Raw genomic sequence first — 18,551 nt, 5'->3', positions numbered from 1 at the left:
CGGACCGGCGCGGGCTCAGGCCTGGCAGCAGGCGCACCCGCCTGCGCAGCCGTCCCGCTCATCCGCTCCGGCGACGCCCGGTACGGCACAGCAGGCGTCGCCGCGCCATGCCTCACGCCCCTCCTTGACCGCGACGGCCGCGATGACCAGGGCGGCGACGGGGTCGGCCCACGACCAGCCGAACAGGCCGTTCAGCGCGAGTCCGACGAGCAGGACGGCGGACAGGTACGTGCACAGCAGGGTCTGCTTGGAGTCGGCCACCGCGCTGGCCGAGCCCAGTTCGCGCCCGGCCCGGCGCTGTGCGCGGGAGAGCACCGGCATGACCACGAGGGACACCGCCGCGAGGACCATCCCCGTCGTGGAGTGGGCGGCCTCGCCCGTGCCGAGCAACGCGCGGACGGCGTCGAAGGACACGTAGGCGGCCAGGGCGAAGAACGAGACGGCGATGATCCGCAGCGCCGCCCGTTCCCGGCGCTCGTGGTCGGCGCCGGAGAACTGCCAGGCCACGGCGAGGGCCGAGGCGACCTCGATGGCCGAGTCGAGCCCGAATCCGACGAGCGCGGCGGACGATGCTGCGGTCCCGGCCATGAGCGCGACCGCCGCCTCGGCGACGTTGTAGGTGATCGTCGCCGCGACGAGTAGCCGGATCCGCCGCGCGAGCGCCAGCCGCCTGGCGGGGGAGGGGCCGATCGAGGCCGCCGTCATGACGACGACCCCGAATCACGCCCAGAATCGTCGTCGTCGCAGCATTGGGAGCCGGGTGGGCATTCGTCGTGTTCGACCACCAGCACGAGCGAGGCCAGGTCGGCCAGCGCTCCCGCGAGGCGGGGGTCGGCCAGCTCGTAACGCACGCGCCGGCCCACAGGAGTGGTCGTGACGAGCCCGCATCCGCGCAGGCAGGCCAGGTGATTGGAGACGTTGCCGCGGGTCAGCGCGAGCCGTTCGGCCAGATCGGCGGGGAACGCCGGTCCTTCGAGCAGCGTGAGCAGCAAACGTCGGCGGGTGGCATCGGCGAGGGCGACGCCGACGCGGGCCAGCGCGTCCGCGTCGACGGCGACACGGGGACCGGATGGAGTGGCAGGCACCCATCAACGGTAAAGCAAGAACTGAATTCAGCACAAGCTGAATCATGTTCTGATGCTTGGGAGGGCCCTTCACTGGAGACCTGACTGAGGTTAGGTTCCCTGAGGAAGGTACGCGGATCTCCCGTCATTGGATCCAAAGGAGGACCAATGCGCATCCCCGTAAGCCGCAGGGCCGGCGTCGCCATCGCGATCGCCGCGCTCCTGTCACCCCTGGCGCTCGCCGGACCGGCCAGCGCCGATCCCGATCCCTCAGCCCTGGCGCGATCGATCTCCGCTCCCGGAGTGAAACAGCACCTGCAGAAACTGCAGGCGATAGCGAACGCCAACGGCGGCACCCGCGCGGCGGGCACCCCAGGGTTCGACGCCTCCCGCGACTACGTGGCGGGGCAGTTGAAGAAGGCCGGCTACAAGGTCACGATCCAGCCGTTCGAGTTTCCGTTCTTCCAAGAGCACTCCACGGCGGCGATGCAGCAGGTCTCGCCCGACGCCAGGACCTACACGCCCACTCCGCCGGACGGAAGCTCGGTCGGGGAGTTCGCGACGATGACGTACTCGGGAGCCGGTGACGTGACGGCGACCGTGCAGAACGTGGACCTGGTGCTGCCGCCCACGCCCACGCCGAGCAGCACGTCAGGCTGTGAGGCGGCGGACTTCGCCTCGTTCACCCCGGGGAACGTCGCCCTGCTCCAGCGCGGCACCTGCGACTTCCAGGTGAAGGCGGACAACGCGCAGGCGGCGGGCGCCGCGGGTGTGATCGTCTTCAACGAGGGTCAGCCCGGCCGGACCGAGACCCTTCAGGGACGGCTGACGACGCCCACCGTCACGATCCCGGTCGTCGGCGTCGGCTTCGCCGTCGGGGAGGACCTCGCGAGCCCCGCGGGAACCGTGGTGCACCTCAAGACCGACACCACGAGCGAGATCCGCACGACCTACAACGTCATCGCGGACTCCAAGTGGGGTGACCCGAACAAGGTCGTCCAGTTCGGCGCCCATCTCGACAGCGTGCTCGCCGGTCCCGGCATCAACGACAACGGCTCGGGCAGCGCGGCGATCCTCGAGACGGCGCGGACGCTCGGCAAGATCCCCACCAGGAACAAGCTGCGTTTCTCGTTCTGGAGCGCGGAGGAGCTCGGGCTGCTCGGCTCCGACCACTATGTCGCGAGCCTGTCTCCCGCCGAGGCGGCCAAGATCAAGCTCTACCTGAACTTCGACATGGTCGGTTCGCCGAACTACGCGTTCAAGATCTATGACGGGGACGACTCGGACGCGACGGGTTCCCCCGCCGGGCCGCCCGGTTCCGACGAGATCGAGAAGCTCTTCGCGAAGTACTTCGACACGCTCAGGCTGGGCCACGTGGGCACCGACTTCGACGGGCGCTCCGACTACGGGCCGTTCATCGGCGTGGGAATCCCCTCGGGCGGCCTGTTCACGGGAGCCGAGGGCACCAAGACACCCGAGGAGCAGGCACTGTTCGGCGGGACGGCCGGCGAGGCCTACGACGGCTGTTACCACCAGGCCTGCGACACCATCGCCAACATCAACGACAAGGCGCTCGCGCTGAACACCGGCGCCATCGTCACCGCGGCGGTCGTCTACGCGTTCAGCGGCGACCTGCCCGGGCCCGATGTGCGGCCCGCACCGGCGGCGCCCACAGCGGCGGCCCGGACGGCCGGCGCCAAGGTGGCCGCGGGAATCATCCGATAAGTCACCCCCAACCCCATTAGGTACTCTCTGCGGTCAACGTGGTCATGCGCTTTCCCCGAGCGCATGACCACGTTCGCGTCGTGAGTTACCCCGTCGCCGTCCGCTCGAGCACCGGGACGAAACCGTCCTCGTCGAGCACGTGCACGCGTGCCGTCCCGATGTCGAAGTAGAGGCCGGTCAGCTCGAGCCGTCCCGATCGGACGCGATCGTCGACGAGCGGATGGGTGCGCAGGTTGTCGAGTTGCTGCATCACGTTGATCCGGCAGAGCAGGTCGAGCCTGCCGCCATCGGGGAGCGGACCCTCCGACTCCTCGAAGGACCGGAACCGGTCCAGGCTGGGCCGCCCGTGGCGGAGCCAGCCGCGCAACCCGGGAAGGTCGGGCGTGGTGCCCAGCAGAGCCGCCATCGCGCCGCATCCCGAGTGACCGCACACCGTGATCGTCCGCACCTCCAGCACTCCCACGGCGTACTCGATCGCGGCGGTGACCGACTCGTCGGGCGGCGCGCTCGTGGCGTGAGGCACCAGGTTTCCGATGTTCCGCGTGGTGAACAGGTCTCCGGGCCCGCTGGAGGTGATGAGGTTCGGCACGACCCGCGAGTCTGCGCAGGCGATGAACAGGTGCGTGGGCGCCTGCCGCCGGGCCATTCCGTGCAGGAGCGGACGCATGAGCGGCGCCGTCCGCCGCTGGAACTCACGCGTGCCCTCCATCAGGCCGGGCAGCGCCGGATCGTCGTCCGCCTGGGCGTCACCGGCGACCGGCGCCACGCCGAGTGCGGCGGTGCGGGCGTCGGCGCCGACCGGGACATCCGAGCGGTCCGAGACGTCCGCGTGGTCCGTGTGCGCGGGTTCCTGCCACGCGCCCGACGGCGAAGCGGCATCGAGGCTGCCACGACGGTGGGCCCAGGGCAGCCACCACTGGTCGTGGCGCATGTGCGTCTTTCCCTGAGATGTCCGCGTGCCGCTGACCGCGTTGACGTACCACTCGCTGTGCACCTCGTCGACGTCCACGGTGCCGCCGCCGCGCTCGTGCTCCAGGCGCCATGCCTGCAGCGCCTCGAAGGCGGCGTTGTCCATGAAGTCGATGTTGAGGTCGAGGTCGACGGCCGCTCCGGACGGTACGGCGGCCAGCGCCTTGGTCAGCCGGGGGACCGCGAGGAAGGTGAGCGAGCCGTCGACGGCGATCCTCCATCGTCCGTCGTCGGCGGCCCGCGCCCGCACGGAGACCCTCGTGAGCCGGAGCAGCGCGAACATCGCGGCCAGCCCGAGGCCGATGGCGACGCCTTCCGCCAGCCCGATCACCACGACGCCGGCCATCGTCACGAAGTAGATCGGCATCTCCCGATGGTTGCGGAGGTTGCGAGCGTGGCCGAGGTTGACCATCTGAACACCGATGAACATCAGCAACGCGGCGAGGGCCTCCATCGGGATGAGCCCGATCAGCCAGCCGAAGGCCGTGACGAACACCAGGATCCACACGCCGTGCAGCACCGTCGACCAGCGGCTGCGCGCCCCCGCCCGGACGTTGGTCGTGGTCCGCACGACCACGCCGGCAACCGGGAGCCCGCCGCACGCGCCGGAGATGACGTTGGCGACGCCCTGGGCGGTGAGCTCCCTGTCGAGGTTGGCCCGCGGCCCGGAGTGCATCCGGTCGGACGCGACGCAGGTGAGCAGTGACTCCACGCCCGCGAGCAGCGCGACGAGCAGGACGGCGGACACGACGGCGAACCACTCACCCTGCGGCAGCAGCGGATGCTGGAGCGAGGAGAAGCCGCCGGAGAGGTCGACCTTGGTCAGGCAGCCGAGCAGGGCCGCGGGCACCGCGGCGATCAGCAGGGCAGCCAGCGGCGCGGGCACGACGCGGACCTTCGGCAGCCGCCTCCACACCAGCAGGACCCCCACGGTGAGCAGGCCGATCAGGACGGCGTGGCCGTGGTGATTGACGATCTGCGCGGGCAGCGCGAGCACGTTGTCCACCGCGGAACTCTGGGGTTTGCCGCCGAGCACGATGTGCACCTGCGACAACGCGATCACGATGCCCACGCCGGCGAGCATGCCGTGGACGACCGCCGGTGAGACGCCGAGCGCCGCCCTGGCGACGCGGGCGAGGCCGAGCAACAACTGCAGCAGCCCGGCGAGCAGTGTGATCATGCAGGTCACCCGCCAGCCGAACTTGTGCACGAGTTCGGCCACGACCAGCGCGAGCCCCGCCGCGGGTCCGCTGACCTGCACGACCGATCCCCCCATGGCGCCCGCCACGACTCCGCCGATGACCGCGGCCACCAGGCCGGCGGCGATCGGCGCCCCTGACGCGACCGCGATGCCCAGCGACAGCGGAACCGCCACCAGGAACACCACAAGCGACGCAGGAACGTCATTGCGCAACACGGACAACCAGTAACTCTTTGAGTGTATTACGTCACAATGGGTCATTGAATGAACGTAGGTCACAGATCATCACGAACAGCACAAAGCGCGGAGAAGGGAGGGCTAAGACGTCGCAATCATCGGCGCCACGCCTCGGGGGGTGCCGGAAAGGCCGGGCGGTGTGGTCACGCCTCCGTGCAGGCCGGGTCGTTGATCGAGGTCCTGACCCGGGAGAGGAGCAGTCGCAGTTGGGCGACCTGCTCGTCGTCGAGGTCGGCGAACAGTTCGCGCTCCACGGTCGCGATCGCGTCCTCGACCACGGCCTGGGCCTTCCGTCCGGCCGGGGTGATCTCCACGATGTGACGCCGCCGGTCCGCGGGGTCGCGGCGTCGCTCGACGAGGCCGTCGCGCTCGAGGTCGTTGAGGATCACGACGAGCACGCTGGGGTCGACCTCGAGGGTCTCCAGGAGCGCCTGCTGGCTCATCCGCCCGGTCCTCGCCAGGTTCATCAGCGCGACGCCCTTTCGCGGAGTGAGCCCGTTGGCGCCGAGTGCGTCGCGGATGCGGATGTTGGTGATCGCTCCGTGCCGGGCCAGCAGCAACCCGAGCCGGTCGGTGTCGGCCGTCGCCATCGGAAGGTCCTCGAGTGCCACGTCTTCATGCTAACAGAGTGTCAATGATCCATGAAGTTAAATAATTGAGTTACTTCAATGATCTGATACGGTCCACGGTATGACTGAACGCAAGGTCTCGCCGGGGGCGCCTGGAGAGCATCTGGTGCGCGAGCTCGCCTGGGTCCACGGCATGGTCCGGCAGGATCTCCGGACCGTGCAGGAGCTAGCCGCCAAGGTGGCCTCAGGAGCCGCCGTATCGCAGATCACGACGACGATCCGCTCCCTGCAGACGCGGGGGCCGTTGTGGCAGTTGCGGGTCAACTGCCTGCAGTACTGCCAGTTCGTCCATCACCATCACGAATCCGAGAGCGCGGCGTTGTTCCCCGCCCTGCGCCGGAGCGACCCCTCTCTCGGGCGGACGGTCGACCGCCTGGAAGCCGACCACAAGAAGGTGGCCGTCCTCCTGGACACGGTCGAAGACCTCACGAAGGCCCTCGGTGACGGTCAGAACGCCGGCACTCGCCGGCGGTTGGTCGACGCGCTCACCGACCTGGGCACGCACCTGCTGGAGCATCTCGACTTCGAGGAGAGGTCGATCAACCCGACGTTGCGGAAGTGGAGCAGATGGCCATGGCAGTGAACAGGACAGTGAACAGGGCAGTGAACGCGTCGCGCCCGCCCGTCCTGTTCGGCGTGTCGGTGACGCCCGACGCCGCAGCCGTCGACGAGATCACGAACCTCGCGCGGATCGCCGACGCCGGCGGGCTCGACCTCGTGGCCATCCAGGATCATCCGTACCAGCCGGGGTTCCTCGACGTCTGGACGCTGATCACCCACCTGGCCGCCAGGACGGAGCGGATCAGGTTCTTCCCCGACGTCGCCGACCTCGCGTTGCGCCCGCCGGCGATGCTCGCCAAGGCGGCCGCCTCGCTCGACCTGCTCAGCGGCGGCCGGATCGAGCTCGGCGTGGGCGCGGGGGCGTTCGCGGACGCCATCGCCGGGATGGGCGGCCCCACGCGGACACCCGCGGAGAACGTCAGGGCCACGCAGGAGGCCCTGCAGGTCATCAGGGCGGCCTGGGGCTCTCGCCCGTTCGCCCTGCTCGGCGAGCATCACCGGATTCGGGGTTACCGGCCCGGCCCTGCGCCGAGCCGTGAGATCGGCCTGTGGGTGGGCGCGCAGAAGCCGCGGATGCTCCGCCTCATCGGTGAGCTGGCCGATGGATGGGTGTGCCCGCTGAACATCTACATCTCGCCCGACGAGGTGCCGCCGCTGCAGGAGATCATCGACGACGCGGCGTCCGATGCCGGCCGCGACCCGAACCGGATCCGCAGGATCTACAACGTGCTCGGCAGGATCGGGCCCGAGACCGGTGGTCAGGGGCTGAACGGCCCGGCTGGACTGTGGGCCGAGACCTTGGCCGACTGGGCCGTCCGGCTGCGCTTCGACACGTTCGTCTTCTGGCCCACAGCCGAGTCGGCCACGCAGTTCCGCCTGTTCGCCGAAGAGGTCGTGCCGAGAGTCCGCGCCCTTATCGGCTGACGGCCGAGGCGGGGGCCCGGCGCGGTAGGTGGAGTGTCGGGGCCGGTTGTTACGGTCGGGCCCATGATGAGAAACGTGCCGTACACCGCCGACGAGAAGACCAGCCTGCACGTCAGCCTCGACCGCCACCGCGACGCGGTCGTCTGGAAGCTGCGGGGGCTTGACGACGAGCAGCTTCGAAGGCCGATGACCCCCTCGGGCACCACCCTGCTCGGCCTGGTCAAGCACCTCGCTGCTGTCGAGTACGGCTGGTTCTGCGAGACCTTCGGACGTGAGACCGAGCCGTTCCCGAGCGACGAGGACGACCCGGACGTCGACATGCACGTGTTGCCGCACGAGACGACCGAGCAGATCCTGGCGTTCTACGAGCGGGCGCGGGCGGCGGCGGACAAGGCCATCGAGGAGGCCGACGTCGAGACCGCCGGCACGGCGTGGCACGGCGCCACGGTGACGATGCGGTGGGTGCTCATCCACATGATCGAGGAGACCGCCCGCCACGCCGGCCACATGGACATCCTGCGTGAGCTGATCGACGGAGCCACCGGCGACCACCCTGAGGCCGCCACGGCGTAGGCGGGCTCAGGTAGGCGGGCGCGGAGCGGGCGGTTCAGACGGTGGTGGCCTGCTCGGGCTCGGTCTCGGCGCCTCCCCAGGGGGCGCTCCAGTCGATGTCCTGCCCGTCGATGCGCACCGTCGGCGTGCCCTGCACGGCCTTCATCAGGGCCGTCCGCGACATCTCGTCGGCCTTGTCGGAGGTCTCGTCGGACGTGATGCAGTCGGCGAAGTCGCCTGTCGGAATTCCGGTCTTCTCCGCGAGGGCGACCAGTTCGGGGACGGCGAACCCGCCGACCTGCGTCTCCTCAGGCTGGCCGGCGTACAGGGCGTCGTGGTAGGCCAGCCACTTCGCCGGGTCGGTGACGCACAACGAGGCCGACAGCGCCCGATGCGAGTTCTCGTGCATCGGCGACTCACTGAAGATCGTCATGGGGTGGATGAGCAGCACGATCTCCCCGCGGAGCACGGCCTCCCTCGCCACCTTGCCGTTCCCGCGCTCGAACTCCTGGCACACGGGGCACTGGAAGTCCTCGTAGACCTCGAGCACGGGACGCACCACGCCGGGACGGGCCAGCATGACGCTCCCGTCGGGGCGCAAAGTGACCAGCCGCTCGATCGTGTCGGCGCGTGCCGCGGCGGTGGGTTCCTGCCGGGACAGGTTGGCCGCCAGGGACACGGCGATCACCGCCAGGGCGGCGATCATGGCCGCGTACCTGCGTGCTCTACTCCGGCTCGGCGGGACATCCACAGTGTTCACGGCCTGCTGCCTTTCCGCAATGTTCGTTCGGAATGGCACCTTAATGGGGCATCGCCCGTCGCCGGTGCGCGGCCTCGCCTTCCTCCGCGTAAGTGGCGGGAGCCCTGACCACTTTGCCGCCTTAAGTGCGCTTATATCATCGAAATTACGGATGATCCGCCACTGCGCATCGGTGAACGAGGCGGTGTGATCGATGACGAAATCGACGACGAAGCGGACGACTCGGTTGCGGGAGTTGGTGAACGCACCCGAGATCCTGGTCGTCCCCGGCGCCTACGACGGCACCGGCGCCCGGATCGCTCGATCTCTCGGGTTCGAGGCGCTCTACCTCAGCGGGTTCGAGACCTCCGCCGGCCTGCTTGGGGCACCGGACCTCGGTTACCTGACGATGACGGAGATGGCGACCCGGGTCTCCGCCATCTGCGACGCCGTCGATCTGCCCCTCATCGCGGACGGTGACACGGGTTACGGCAATCCGCTCAACGTCCGCCGTGCGGTCCGCGCGTACGAGAAGGCGGGTGCGGCGGGCATGCACATCGAGGATCAGACCTTCCCGAAACGCTGCGGTCACCTGCTCGGACGGCACGAGGTCCCCGTGAGCGAGATGGTCGAGAAGGTCAAGGCCGCGGTCGACGCGCGGAGCGATCCGGACTTCGTGATCATCGCGCGCACCGACGCGCGCACGACCCTGGGACTCGACGAGGCGATCGACCGGGGCGCGGCCTATCACGAGTCCGGCGCGGACATGTTGTTCATCGAGTCGCCCGAGAGTGAGGACGAGATGCGGCGCGTCTGCGCGGCCTTCCGCGGCAGGGTTCCCGTGCTCAGCAACCAGATCGAGGGCGGACGCACGCCGACGCCGGGTGTCCGGGTGCTCGAGGAGATGGGCTACGCGCTCGCACTCTTCTCCCTCGGCACGGCCTTCGCCGCCGCGAAGGGGTTGTACACCTACCTGGCGGAGCTCGCGGCCGAGGGCGACACCCGCGGCGTGCTCGACGACATGATCCTTTTTGAGGACTTCAACACGCTGATCGGCCTCGGCGAACACCTGGAGCTTGAGAAACGGTACGAAGAGCGCGGCTGACCCGGCCCTGACCGCAGCCGGGGAACCGATCCGCCTTCCGCGCGCGTTGTCGGGGTGTATTCGCAGCGGGCGCGCGAGGTGACCCCATGTCGCAGCTGTCAGTCGAACTGTCCGCCCTCGGCTCCGCCTTCGTGGTCGTCCTGTCCGTGCTGACCGATCGCGAGGCGCGCCGCCGTTCCCGCCGGGTGCCGTACGGCGCCGTCGAACGCCGTCCGGGACTGTACGAACTGGCCCTGCTCGCGGGAGGCCCCCGCCGGGTCGTGCTCACCGCGCTTGCCGCGCTGGCGCGGGCCAGGGCCGTACGGGTCGGCGGTGACGGCCACGTCGAGGTCCTCACGACCGCCCGGGGAACGGGCGCGGTCGAGAACGCCGCCATGACCACCTTGGTGTCCAGCGGCGGCGAGCTGACCGTGGGCGAGTTGTGCGCCGCGATGTGCGGCGGCGTCGCGATCGCGGAGCTTCCGGCTCGCCTCACCCACCAGCGATTACTGCTGCCCGCGGGCTACAGCGCCCCCGGCTGGAGCCGGCGGCTCCTGCGGCTGTCCACGGGGATCGCCTGCGCCGTCGTGGTCCTCGCCGTCTTCGAGCGACAGGTGGTGAGCGCGGCGATCGCACTCACCGCGTTGGCCATCGGCGAGGTCGCGTGGCGGGTGGCCCGCACGAGCGACAGGATCCCGCTGACCGAGGCGGGGCGGTTCGTGCTGGCACGCACGCTGACCCGGTACGAGGATGGCGGCCTCCGGGCGATGCCGGACGTCGTGGTGGCCCTGCTCGGCGGCTCGGCCGCGGGCGACCTCGAGTTGCGGCGGGGGCTCCAGACGATCGACGTCATCCCCCTGGACGTGGACGGCTCGTGGGCGTGGCGGCCGGCACGGCTCCGGCCGTCCGCGGCCGACAGGCTGGAATCACTCCGTGGTTGACGCCCACGGCCGGCTGTTCGCGGATGCGTCGTTCACATGCGCGGGCCGTTCTTTTGGACGGGGCGTCATGAAAAGGCGGACTTCGGGATTGTCCGAAATGATCACACCATCGCTATGGTTTCCGTCATGCAACGAATGACCGGAATGTTGATCGGCGCCGTCTTTGGAATGATCTTTGTTCTCATTAATGCGGCCGACCCGCTCAACGCCGTGGCCGGCGGCGTTCTCCGCGTGCTGGCCGTCCTCGGCCTCATCGGCGTCGTCGTCATGTGGTTCCTCGGTGTCAGGAGGGTGAAGACAGGCCGTGTCCGGCCCGTTGAGGGCTCCGGGCCGGCGGCGTCCATGTTCACGCGGGGCTACTGGCTGGTCGTCGTCGCCGAGGCCGTGCTGCTCTACGGGGGCCTCCAGGTGTTCCGTGTCCTGGAGTGGCCCGAGCAGGCCAATGTGGCCTGGATCGCGCTGGTCGTGGGTGTGCACTTCATCGTGCTCGCACCGGTGTGGAAGCAGTGGAGCATCGCCGTCCCGGGCGTCGTCCTCACCCTGCTCGGCGTTGTAGGTCTCGTCATGACGGCGACCTCCGCCGTCGCGTGGGTGCCCTTCGTCAGCGGCGTCCTGTCGGGAGTGTTCCTCCTGGCGGGCTGCCTCACCTTCTCCTGGCGCGGGCTCGCCGCGCTGACGTCGCAGGACGAGGTGACCGTCGTCGCTTAGGCCCACGCCGAGGTTCCCGCGGTCGTGGCCCGCCCGCTGCCGTACTCAGCGTTCGTCCGTCGGCCACCGTTTCCAGCCGGCGAACGGATCCTCGGCTTCAAGGAACTTCTTCGCCTTGCTCACGCAGTCGGGGCAGATCGGCATGTCGACCGCCCGTGCCAGAGCCTCCGGCGTCGGCTCCCGCATCCCGCCGAAGACGGTCATTCCTGGAATAAGTCCCGTTTCTGGGTCGATCGAGAACATCATGACGGTTCCCGGATCGAAGGCGAAGGTGCGCTTACACGCGTAGCAGCGGCCTATCGAGGTGATCTTCTTTTCCGTCATGCCGTCCGTCCTCCCCCCCGCACCGTACCTCGCGGGGCACGGCCGGACACGGCTGCGCTGGTCAGCCGTTGAGCGACACGGGAGGATCGATGTCGAAAACGGTCAGCCATTCGGCGTCGCATGGCCGGTAACCGAGATTCCAGAGCGCGTCGACCACGGCGTGCATGTGCCCCGCGCCGTAGATCACGCCGACGAGGATGTGTTCCGCGCATCGCTCCTGGTGGATGGAGTGGAGAGCGCGGATGAGCAGCCGATCGCGTTCGTGCAGCATCAGTTCGCGCAACGGGGTCGACTGGTCGGTGAGTGCGGGGTCGTACTCGCCCTGCTCCTCCCTCGCGAGGTGCCGGGCGATGACGCGGCGGGTGCCGAACAACCGCATTTGAATGATGTACACGGGGATGAGAAGCCGGACGAGGACTCTCTCGTGAAAAGGGATGCGTCGCCAGCCCTCCTCGACGGCGTCGGCTGTCATGTCGGGATTGATGAGTGGAACCCCCACGGCGCGAAGGTCGATTCTCTGGACGACCAGAGCCAACCGGCTGCTGCCTTCCAACCGCCGGTAGGCCGCGGTGAGGGCGCGCGTCGTGGGTGAGTCACCCACGCCTTCGACGACCAGCAGGTCGTGCGCGTACAGCCGTTGCTCCACCTGCGCGTAGAAGCGTGGTTCGCCGAGATGGATCATCGGATAGACGACGAATCTGAGGGCACTGCCTGGCCGCCGGAACGTGATGACGGCGGATCGCACTCCGCAGAGTTCGGTGACTTCGATGAACTGCATGATTGACCGCCTGCGAACAGGTGGCCGCACCACGGCCCTCGCTGCTTTAGACGCGTGTCCGGGCCTGGAAGTTCGGATCCGGCCCCCAGGTCTCGTCATATCTCATATATGAGATATTGTCTCTCGAGTGAGAGAGGAAGTCGCAGCGCACGACGCGCAGATGGAGGTCCGTCTGGCCGACCGGCTCGCGCGCTTGCGGGAGGAGCACGGCTGGTCCCTGGACGAGCTCGCGCGGCGGACCGGCGTGAGCCGTTCGACGTTGTCGCGGCTGGAGCGAACGGAGATCAGCCCGACCGCGGCCCTGCTGAACAGGTTGTGCGCGGCCTACGGGCGGACGATGTCGCGACTGCTTGCCGAGGTCGAGCAGGAGCCGCCGCAACTCGTGCGTGCCGATCGGCAGACGGTGTGGCGGGACGGGAGTTCGGGGTTCACCCGCCGCTCGGTCTCCCCGCCACACCCTGGACTGCGCGGTGAGCTGGTCGAGGGGATTCTGCGGCCGGGTGCGGACATCTCGTACGACGTCCCGCCCATGCCGGGTCTGGAGCAGCACATCTGGGTGCTGGAAGGCGTGCTGGAGGTCACCGCGGGCGACGTCGTGCACGAGATCCGGGCCGGGGACTGCCTGCGGTTCCGGCTGTGGGACCGGTCGCGGTTCCGCTGCCCCGGTCCTGACCCGGCCCGCTACGCCCTTGTGATCGTCCTGCCGTGAGAGGGGTCCCGTTGCACACCATCACCCGCCTGTCCGTCGATGACTTCGACCGCAGCGTGAAGACACTCGCCGACCTTCTCGTGGACGTCGTCGCCGGAGGAGCCTCCCTCGGCTTCCTGCTCCCGTTCGACCAGGACGCGGCGGCGGCATGGTGGCGGGCGCGGCGGCCCGCGGTGGCCGAGGGCCGCCTCGTCGTCTGGGCGGCCCATGGCCCCGACGGCGTCGCGGGGACCATCAGCCTCGCCATGGCGGACAAGCCGAACGGCCGGCACCGCGCCGAGGTCGTCAAGCTGATGGTGCACCGCGACGCCCGCGGCAGGGGGCTCGCCCGAGCGCTCCTCGCCACCGCCGAGCAGGCCGCCGCGCAGGCGGGAGCCACCCTCTTGCTCCTGGACACCGTGACCGGCAGCCCCGCGGACCACCTCTACGGCTCCGCCGGCTGGACGCGGTTCGGCGTCGTCCCGGACTACGCCACCAGCCCGACCGGCGTCCTCGAAGACTGCAGCTTCTTCTACAAGCGGCTCACCTGAGCCCTCCGCGCGGTCAGTGGATGAGCAGGTCGGCGAGCGGCATGTGATGTCCCTCCGACAGGGCCGAGGCGAGCTCGGCGGATCCGAGCCGTTCGCCGAGCGCCGTCCGCAGCACGGCGTCGCCGTCGTGTCCGGGATCGAGGCGTTGGGCGGCGCCGAGCAGGACGGCCGCGCGTCTGGAATTCCCGGTCGCGTGTTCGGCGCCGGAGAGCAGGCGCAGGCCGTTCACGGTGGAGCGGTGGTCGCCGAGGCCAAGGACGATCTCCACACCGTCGGTGAAATGACGCCGTGCCCGCTCGTGGTCGCCGTCGTGTGCCGCGGCGCGGCCGAGACCGATGAGGCAGCGGGCCGTGCAACGGCGGTCGCCGATACGGCGGAACTCGGAGACGAGGCCGTCGAACCGGACACGCGCCGTCGCGTGGTCTCCGCGACGCTGGTCGAGAGAGGCCTGGAAGATCTCGGTGTGGAGCCGCTCGTGGTCGTTGGCGCTCAGCCGGGCCAATCGTCCGGCCTCGGCGAGCCAGCCCACCGCGTCGTCGAGACGGGTTCCGTTCTCGATCGCGCGGCTGGCCATCTGGTTGAGGCAGTTGGCACGTTTGACACGATCGTGGAGCCGGCCGAACAGGGCGGCCGCCTCCGACATCCGTTCCAGGCCGGCGGTGATGTCCGACGTCGCCAGTCCCTGGAACGACATCGCCAGAGCACGATGCCAGCCGTCGCCGAGCCGTTCGAAACGTGACGCCGCCTGCTCCAGCGGCCCGATCGCCCCAGCGCGGGACGCACTGTAAATCCTCGCCCAGCCGCGGGCGAGCAGCGCGAGGGACCGGTCCCACTCGGTCCCGTGCTCGGCTCGTTCACTCGCGTGGTCGGCGAACTCCCGCGCTCGGCCGGTGTCCTGGTAGGCCAGCAGGATGGAGCAGGTCACCGTGGCCCGGATGCCCAGGCCGCCCTGCGGCAGCGGATGCCGGAGCAGCCTTTCGAGCCAGTCGAACAACTCGCCGCGCGCCCCCAGGATCTCCCATCCCGTTCCGATGCCCGCGAGGAACGTCCACGCCGTTGTGGTGTCCCCTTGGTCGATGGCCCACCTCATCCCCATGCGCACGTCCGCCCAGTGCCGGTCGAACCAGCGCAACGCGGCGACCTGGTCCCGCCCGCGCAGATCGGCCAGCAGGGCCACGCCGCGCTCGAGATGGTGACGGGCGTGCCGCTCGTGCGCCGCGTCGGCGGCGCCGCGTTCGGCCAGTTGGCGGTGCGCGAACTGGCGGACACTGTCGAGCAGGCGGTATTCGGTGACGTGGTCCCCGCGGCGGCGGGAGATGAGGGAGCGGTCCAGCAGGCGCGGAAAGAGTCGCACGAGGTGGGTGGAGTCCAACGGGGGATAGGCGAGGATCTCCGCCGCGGTGTCGTAGCCGAACTCGCCGGGGAACACCGCGCATCGCTCGAACAACAGTCGTTCGTCCTCGCCGAGGAGCTCGTAGCTCCACCTCAGCGCCTCCTCCAGCGTGCGATGCCGGCTCGGCATGCCGTGCGCCCCATCGGTCAGCAGGGCGAACCGGTCGTGCAGGCGCGCAAGGAGCTCGACCGGCGAGAAGAAGCGGATCCGCGCGGCCGCGAGTTCGATGGCCAGCGGGAGGCCGTCCAACCTGCGGCAGATCATCGCGACGTGGCGGGCGTTCTGCGGGGTGACGCGGAAGCCGGGGGAGACCGCGGCCGCGCGGTCGGCGAACAACCGCGCGGAGGCCGCGTCCAGCACGGAGGACGGATCGTCAGACTCCTCCGGAATCTGCAGCGGCGGGGTGTCGTACACGACCTCCCCCGCTATGCCCAGCGGACCGTGGCTGGTGGCCAGCACCCGGAGGTGGGTGGTGGCCAGCAGGTCGGCGAGCAAGGCCGCCGCGTTGGCGGCCACGTGCTCGCAGTTGTCTACGATGAGCCAGTGCCGCCGCTCGGAGAGCGTCGCGCGGAGGAGGGCGTGGAGCCGGCGTTCGTCGTCGGAGACGTGCAGGGCGTCCGCGAAGGCACGTTCCACGGCGTCACCGGGTGACACGGCCGCGAGGTCGACCAGGACGGCGGCCGGCAGCGTGGTCTGCGAATGGGCCACGTGCAGTGCCAGCCGCGTCTTGCCCGCCCCCGCAGGACCGGTCAGCGTCAGGAGGCGGTGGTCGCCGACGAGCCGGAACAGCTCCTCGGTCTCCCGGTCCCGCCCGACGAACGACGACAGGGGTCTCGGCAGCACCTCATCGGGACCGCCGCGAACCTGAAGCCGCGCCGCCGTGTCGGCGAGGGCCCGGCGGTCGGCGCCGCCGAGCTTGCGTAGAAGGGACGACACGTGGCTCTCCACGGTCCGTTCCGACACCCGCAGCCTGTCGGCGATCTCCCTGTTCTGCAGGCGGTCTCCGACGAGCCAGAAGACCTCGAGCTCCCGCGGTGTCACTCCGGCCGCGCGCAGCGGATCCGGGAAGACATCAGGCGCCATGGAGTGAGTATCACTCGGTACGGACGAATCCTCCTCTGTTCCACGGACAGGACTTCCGTACTGAGCACGGATGTGCGACGCGCGGGCGCGGGGGTCGAATGCCGAAGAGGGCCGCCGCCGGCGGCGCCACGCGAGGAGGACGCATGACGGACAGGGACGTCGACTTCGAGTCGATAAAGAAAACCCAGCGGGCGGGCTGGGAGACGGGCGACTACCCGCGGGTCGGAAACACGCTTCAGATCATCGCGGAGCGCCTGGTGGAGGCCGCGGACGTGCGCGCGGGGCAGCGGGTGCTCGACGTGGCCTGCGGGCAGGGCAACGCGGCGATCGCGGCGGCCCGCAGGTTCGCCGAGGCCACCGGCGTCGACTACGCCGTCAACCTCCTGGCCCAGGGGCGGGAGCGTGCGGCGGTCGAGCACCTCCCGGTGACGTTCACCGAGGGCGACGCCGAACGGCTGCCCTTCCCCGACGAGTCCTTCGACCTGGTGCTCAGCACGGTGGGAGTCATGTTCGCGCCGGACCACCACAGGGCGGCCGGCGAACTGGTCCGCGTCACGGCGCCGGGCGGGAAGATCGCGCTGGCCAGCTGGACGCCGAGCGGCATGATCGGCCAGTTGTTCAGGACGGTCGGCCAATGGGCTCCGCCGCCGGCCGGAGTGCGGCCGGCGACGGCGTGGGGCACTCCGGAGCACCTGGCCGAGCTCTTCGGGGATCGGGTCGAGTGGACCGGCCTCGTCACGCGGGAGTACGCGTTCCGATACCACTCGCCTGAGCACTACTCCGAGTGGTTCCGTCAGCACTACGGACCCATCACCCGGCTGGTCGGCACCCTTCCGAGCCGGGACCTCGACCGCTTCTCCGACGACCTCGCTGAAGTGGCACGGCAGTACAACCGGGCCGACGACGGCACGGTCGTCGCGCAGGCCGAGTATCTGGAAGCCGTCGGAGTCCGGCGGGCCTGACGTGGTTGCGCGGGACTCGATCCGAGGGGAACGTACGGGCATGGACGAAACCGGCTTTCTCCGGCCTCCGGATCCCACCGACGACACTCAGCGGCTCTACGAGGAGGACATCGCGGATCTCGGCTACGTGATGAACCTCACCCGGCTGTGGGCCCACCAGCCCGCCACGTCGGACGGGTTGTTCGACCTGATGCGCAGGTCCCTGGCGGACCACGGCATCACCCCGCGCCAGCGGGCCGTGCTCGTCGCCGCCTGCGCGTCGGCGTTCGGCGACTCGTACTGTTCGCTGGCGTACGGCACCAGACTGGCCGACGCGGCCGGCGAGCAGACGGCCGCGGGGGTGCTCCGGGGGGACGACGACGGGCTGACCGGCGTCGAGCGGGCGTTGGCCGGGTGGGCGCGGAAGGTGGCCCGTGATCCGAACCACACCGGTGAGAGGGATGTCCAGGCGTTGCGCGACGCCGGCTTCGACGACACGCAGATCTTCGCGATCACGGTTTTCGTCGCGCTGCGAATCGCGTTCTCGACCGTGAACGACGCGCTCGGCGTCCGTCCCGACGCGCCCCTGGGAGCCAAGGCCCCGCCGGCCGTCCTCGGCGCCGTGACCTTCGGCCGCCCCGTCTCGGCCTGATCATTGCTGACCATTGCCTGACCATGGGTCCGGACCGCGTCCGGAGCCGGTGATGGCATGGTTGATATGTGACGATCCGCGGGGTTCTGTTTGATATCGATGACACGCTCTTCGACTACTCGTCGTCGGAGCGGACCGGTGTGCTGCGCCACCTGACGGCCGAGGGCCTCTTGGAGCTCTTCCCGTCGCCCGACGACGCGGTGGCCACCTGGCGGGAGATCATGGAGGAGGAGTACGCACGGTTCCTCGCCGGGGAGCTCACCTTCGCCGGGCAGCAGATCACCCGGGCCAGGAGGTTCCTGTCGCACGTGGGGCGCGCGCCCGCCGGTGGCGTCTCCGACGACGAGGCCGACCTCTGGTTCACGCGGTACAGGGGTCTGCGCGACGAGGTGTGGGCCGCCTTCCCCGACGCCGACCCCGTGCTCAGAAGACTCGCGCCCCGGTTCCGGCTGGGGATCGTGTCGAACTCGTCGCTCTCGCACCAGCAGGGCAAACTGCGTGCGATCGGCCTGCTCGACCATTTCGGTGACGCGATCATCTGCGCCGTCGAACACGGTGCCGCCAAGCCGGACGCCGGCATCTTCCTGGCGGGCTGCGCGGTCCTCGGCCTGCCCGCGCACCAGGTGGCGTACGTCGGCGACAAGTACGAGATCGACGCGGTCGGCGCTCATGCGGCCGGGCTCCGTTCGTACTGGCTCGACCGGGCGGTCACCGGGGTGACACCCCTGGACGGGATCACCGTGATCGGTTCCCTGGACGAACTCGTGCCCGCCCTCCTCGGCCCGGACCTGCTCTGACGGCTCCCCG

The 18,551-nt window shown here is 69.8% G+C and carries 20 protein-coding genes; 12 read left to right on the top strand and 8 right to left on the bottom strand.

Annotation, left to right across the window (positions count from 1 at the left end; translation table 11 throughout):
* Nucleotides 1–15: 15 nt before the first annotated feature.
* Together Pka01_RS28240 and Pka01_RS28235 are read right to left on the bottom strand one after the other, a co-directional pair.
* A complete protein-coding gene (locus Pka01_RS28240) occupies nt 16–705 on the bottom strand; it encodes a cation efflux transmembrane domain-containing protein (RefSeq protein WP_203885929.1) in 690 nt (229 codons plus the stop codon).
* Complete coding sequence (locus tag Pka01_RS28235; RefSeq protein ID WP_203885928.1) at nt 702–1,085, bottom strand: ArsR/SmtB family transcription factor; 384 nt, start codon at nt 1,083–1,085, stop codon at nt 702–704. The genes Pka01_RS28240 and Pka01_RS28235 overlap by 4 nt, the downstream gene beginning before the upstream one ends.
* Before the next feature lie 147 nt (nt 1,086–1,232).
* On the opposite strand from Pka01_RS28235, the gene Pka01_RS28230 reads away from it, so the two are divergent.
* Nucleotides 1,233–2,789 (top strand): M28 family metallopeptidase, encoded by a 1,557-nt coding sequence (locus Pka01_RS28230; RefSeq protein WP_203885927.1) that lies wholly within the window; start codon nt 1,233–1,235, stop codon nt 2,787–2,789.
* A gap of 85 nt (nt 2,790–2,874) precedes the next feature.
* On the opposite strand, the gene Pka01_RS28225 is transcribed toward Pka01_RS28230, so the two are convergent.
* Together Pka01_RS28225 and Pka01_RS28220 are read right to left on the bottom strand one after the other, a co-directional pair.
* Entirely contained in the window at nt 2,875–5,175 is a 2,301-nt protein-coding gene (locus Pka01_RS28225) for a SulP family inorganic anion transporter (protein ID WP_308442290.1), read from the bottom strand.
* Between the two features lie 164 nt (nt 5,176–5,339).
* A complete protein-coding gene (locus tag Pka01_RS28220; protein ID WP_203885925.1) occupies nt 5,340–5,807 on the bottom strand; it encodes a MarR family winged helix-turn-helix transcriptional regulator in 468 nt (155 codons plus the stop codon).
* Between the two features lie 79 nt (nt 5,808–5,886).
* On the opposite strand from Pka01_RS28220, the gene Pka01_RS28215 reads away from it, so the two are divergent.
* The 3 genes from Pka01_RS28215 (at nt 5,887) to Pka01_RS28205 (ending at nt 7,883) form a co-directional block, all read left to right on the top strand.
* Entirely contained in the window at nt 5,887–6,408 is a 522-nt protein-coding gene (locus Pka01_RS28215) for a hemerythrin domain-containing protein (protein ID WP_203885924.1), read from the top strand.
* 8 nt (nt 6,409–6,416) lie between these two features.
* Entirely contained in the window at nt 6,417–7,310 is an 894-nt protein-coding gene (locus Pka01_RS28210) for an LLM class flavin-dependent oxidoreductase (RefSeq protein WP_239115431.1), read from the top strand.
* A 63-nt stretch (nt 7,311–7,373) separates the two neighbouring features.
* Nucleotides 7,374–7,883, top strand: a complete 510-nt coding sequence (locus tag Pka01_RS28205) for a DinB family protein (RefSeq protein ID WP_203885922.1) — start codon at nt 7,374–7,376, stop codon at nt 7,881–7,883.
* Between the two features lie 34 nt (nt 7,884–7,917).
* On the opposite strand, the gene Pka01_RS28200 is transcribed toward Pka01_RS28205, so the two are convergent.
* Nucleotides 7,918–8,622 (bottom strand): DsbA family protein, encoded by a 705-nt coding sequence (locus Pka01_RS28200; protein WP_203885921.1) that lies wholly within the window; start codon nt 8,620–8,622, stop codon nt 7,918–7,920.
* Nucleotides 8,623–8,815: 193 nt separating this feature from the next.
* On the opposite strand from Pka01_RS28200, the gene Pka01_RS28195 reads away from it, so the two are divergent.
* From Pka01_RS28195 to Pka01_RS28185, 3 genes are all read left to right on the top strand, one after another.
* Nucleotides 8,816–9,706: an isocitrate lyase/PEP mutase family protein gene (locus tag Pka01_RS28195; protein WP_203885920.1), complete on the top strand. Its 891-nt coding sequence runs from the start codon at nt 8,816–8,818 to the stop codon at nt 9,704–9,706.
* 86 nt (nt 9,707–9,792) lie between these two features.
* On the top strand, nt 9,793–10,626 hold the full coding sequence (locus Pka01_RS28190; protein WP_203885919.1) for a TIGR04222 domain-containing membrane protein: 834 nt from the start codon (nt 9,793–9,795) through the stop codon (nt 10,624–10,626).
* A 168-nt stretch (nt 10,627–10,794) separates the two neighbouring features.
* Entirely contained in the window at nt 10,795–11,334 is a 540-nt protein-coding gene (locus Pka01_RS28185; protein WP_203885918.1) for a hypothetical protein, read from the top strand.
* Nucleotides 11,335–11,379: 45 nt separating this feature from the next.
* Here Pka01_RS28185 and Pka01_RS28180 read toward each other — a convergent pair whose 3' ends face one another.
* A complete protein-coding gene (locus Pka01_RS28180; protein ID WP_203885917.1) occupies nt 11,380–11,658 on the bottom strand; it encodes a hypothetical protein in 279 nt (92 codons plus the stop codon).
* Between the two features lie 61 nt (nt 11,659–11,719).
* Complete coding sequence (locus Pka01_RS28175) at nt 11,720–12,436, bottom strand: hypothetical protein (RefSeq protein WP_203885916.1); 717 nt, start codon at nt 12,434–12,436, stop codon at nt 11,720–11,722.
* 127 nt (nt 12,437–12,563) lie between these two features.
* Between Pka01_RS28175 and Pka01_RS28170 the strand changes: the two genes are divergently transcribed.
* A complete protein-coding gene (locus tag Pka01_RS28170; RefSeq protein WP_239115429.1) occupies nt 12,564–13,145 on the top strand; it encodes a helix-turn-helix domain-containing protein in 582 nt (193 codons plus the stop codon).
* The gene (locus Pka01_RS28165) at nt 13,142–13,675 is read left to right on the top strand and encodes a GNAT family N-acetyltransferase (protein WP_239115427.1); all 534 of its coding nucleotides are present in this window, start codon (nt 13,142–13,144) and stop codon (nt 13,673–13,675) included. The genes Pka01_RS28170 and Pka01_RS28165 overlap by 4 nt, the downstream gene beginning before the upstream one ends.
* 13 nt (nt 13,676–13,688) lie before the next feature.
* Here Pka01_RS28165 and Pka01_RS28160 read toward each other — a convergent pair whose 3' ends face one another.
* Nucleotides 13,689–16,151, bottom strand: coding sequence for an ATP-binding protein (locus Pka01_RS28160; protein WP_203885915.1), 2,463 nt, complete (start codon nt 16,149–16,151; stop codon nt 13,689–13,691).
* A gap of 143 nt (nt 16,152–16,294) precedes the next feature.
* Here Pka01_RS28160 and Pka01_RS28155 point away from each other — a divergent pair, with 143 nt between their 5' ends.
* The 3 genes from Pka01_RS28155 to Pka01_RS28145 all read left to right on the top strand — a co-directional run bounded on the left by Pka01_RS28155 (nt 16,295) and on the right by Pka01_RS28145 (nt 18,541).
* Nucleotides 16,295–17,113, top strand: a complete 819-nt coding sequence (locus Pka01_RS28155; RefSeq protein WP_203885914.1) for a class I SAM-dependent methyltransferase — start codon at nt 16,295–16,297, stop codon at nt 17,111–17,113.
* A gap of 40 nt (nt 17,114–17,153) precedes the next feature.
* Nucleotides 17,154–17,744, top strand: coding sequence for a carboxymuconolactone decarboxylase family protein (locus Pka01_RS28150; protein WP_203885913.1), 591 nt, complete (start codon nt 17,154–17,156; stop codon nt 17,742–17,744).
* A 68-nt stretch (nt 17,745–17,812) separates the two neighbouring features.
* A complete protein-coding gene (locus Pka01_RS28145) occupies nt 17,813–18,541 on the top strand; it encodes an HAD family hydrolase (protein WP_203885912.1) in 729 nt (242 codons plus the stop codon).
* The last annotated feature ends 10 nt before the right edge of the window (nt 18,542–18,551 follow it).

This window comes from Planotetraspora kaengkrachanensis (assembly GCF_016862895.1).
Taxonomy (GTDB): domain Bacteria; phylum Actinomycetota; class Actinomycetes; order Streptosporangiales; family Streptosporangiaceae; genus Planotetraspora; species Planotetraspora kaengkrachanensis.
This window is presented reverse-complemented; position numbering and strand designations above follow the sequence as displayed.

Coding starts and splice junctions, on each gene's coding strand:
- Pka01_RS28190 (WP_203885919.1), top strand. CDS start 9,793: ATGTCGCAGCTGTCAGTCGAACTGTCCGCCCTCGGCTCCGCCTTCGTG.
- Pka01_RS28205 (WP_203885922.1), top strand. CDS start 7,374: ATGATGAGAAACGTGCCGTACACCGCCGACGAGAAGACCAGCCTGCAC.
- Pka01_RS28215 (WP_203885924.1), top strand. CDS start 5,887: ATGACTGAACGCAAGGTCTCGCCGGGGGCGCCTGGAGAGCATCTGGTG.
- Pka01_RS28160 (WP_203885915.1), bottom strand. CDS start 16,151: ATGGCGCCTGATGTCTTCCCGGATCCGCTGCGCGCGGCCGGAGTGACA.
- Pka01_RS28175 (WP_203885916.1), bottom strand. CDS start 12,436: ATGCAGTTCATCGAAGTCACCGAACTCTGCGGAGTGCGATCCGCCGTC.
- Pka01_RS28230 (WP_203885927.1), top strand. CDS start 1,233: ATGCGCATCCCCGTAAGCCGCAGGGCCGGCGTCGCCATCGCGATCGCC.
- Pka01_RS28185 (WP_203885918.1), top strand. CDS start 10,795: ATGATCTTTGTTCTCATTAATGCGGCCGACCCGCTCAACGCCGTGGCC.
- Pka01_RS28240 (WP_203885929.1), bottom strand. CDS start 705: ATGACGGCGGCCTCGATCGGCCCCTCCCCCGCCAGGCGGCTGGCGCTC.
- Pka01_RS28180 (WP_203885917.1), bottom strand. CDS start 11,658: ATGACGGAAAAGAAGATCACCTCGATAGGCCGCTGCTACGCGTGTAAG.
- Pka01_RS28150 (WP_203885913.1), top strand. CDS start 17,154: ATGGACGAAACCGGCTTTCTCCGGCCTCCGGATCCCACCGACGACACT.
- Pka01_RS28155 (WP_203885914.1), top strand. CDS start 16,295: ATGACGGACAGGGACGTCGACTTCGAGTCGATAAAGAAAACCCAGCGG.
- Pka01_RS28195 (WP_203885920.1), top strand. CDS start 8,816: ATGACGAAATCGACGACGAAGCGGACGACTCGGTTGCGGGAGTTGGTG.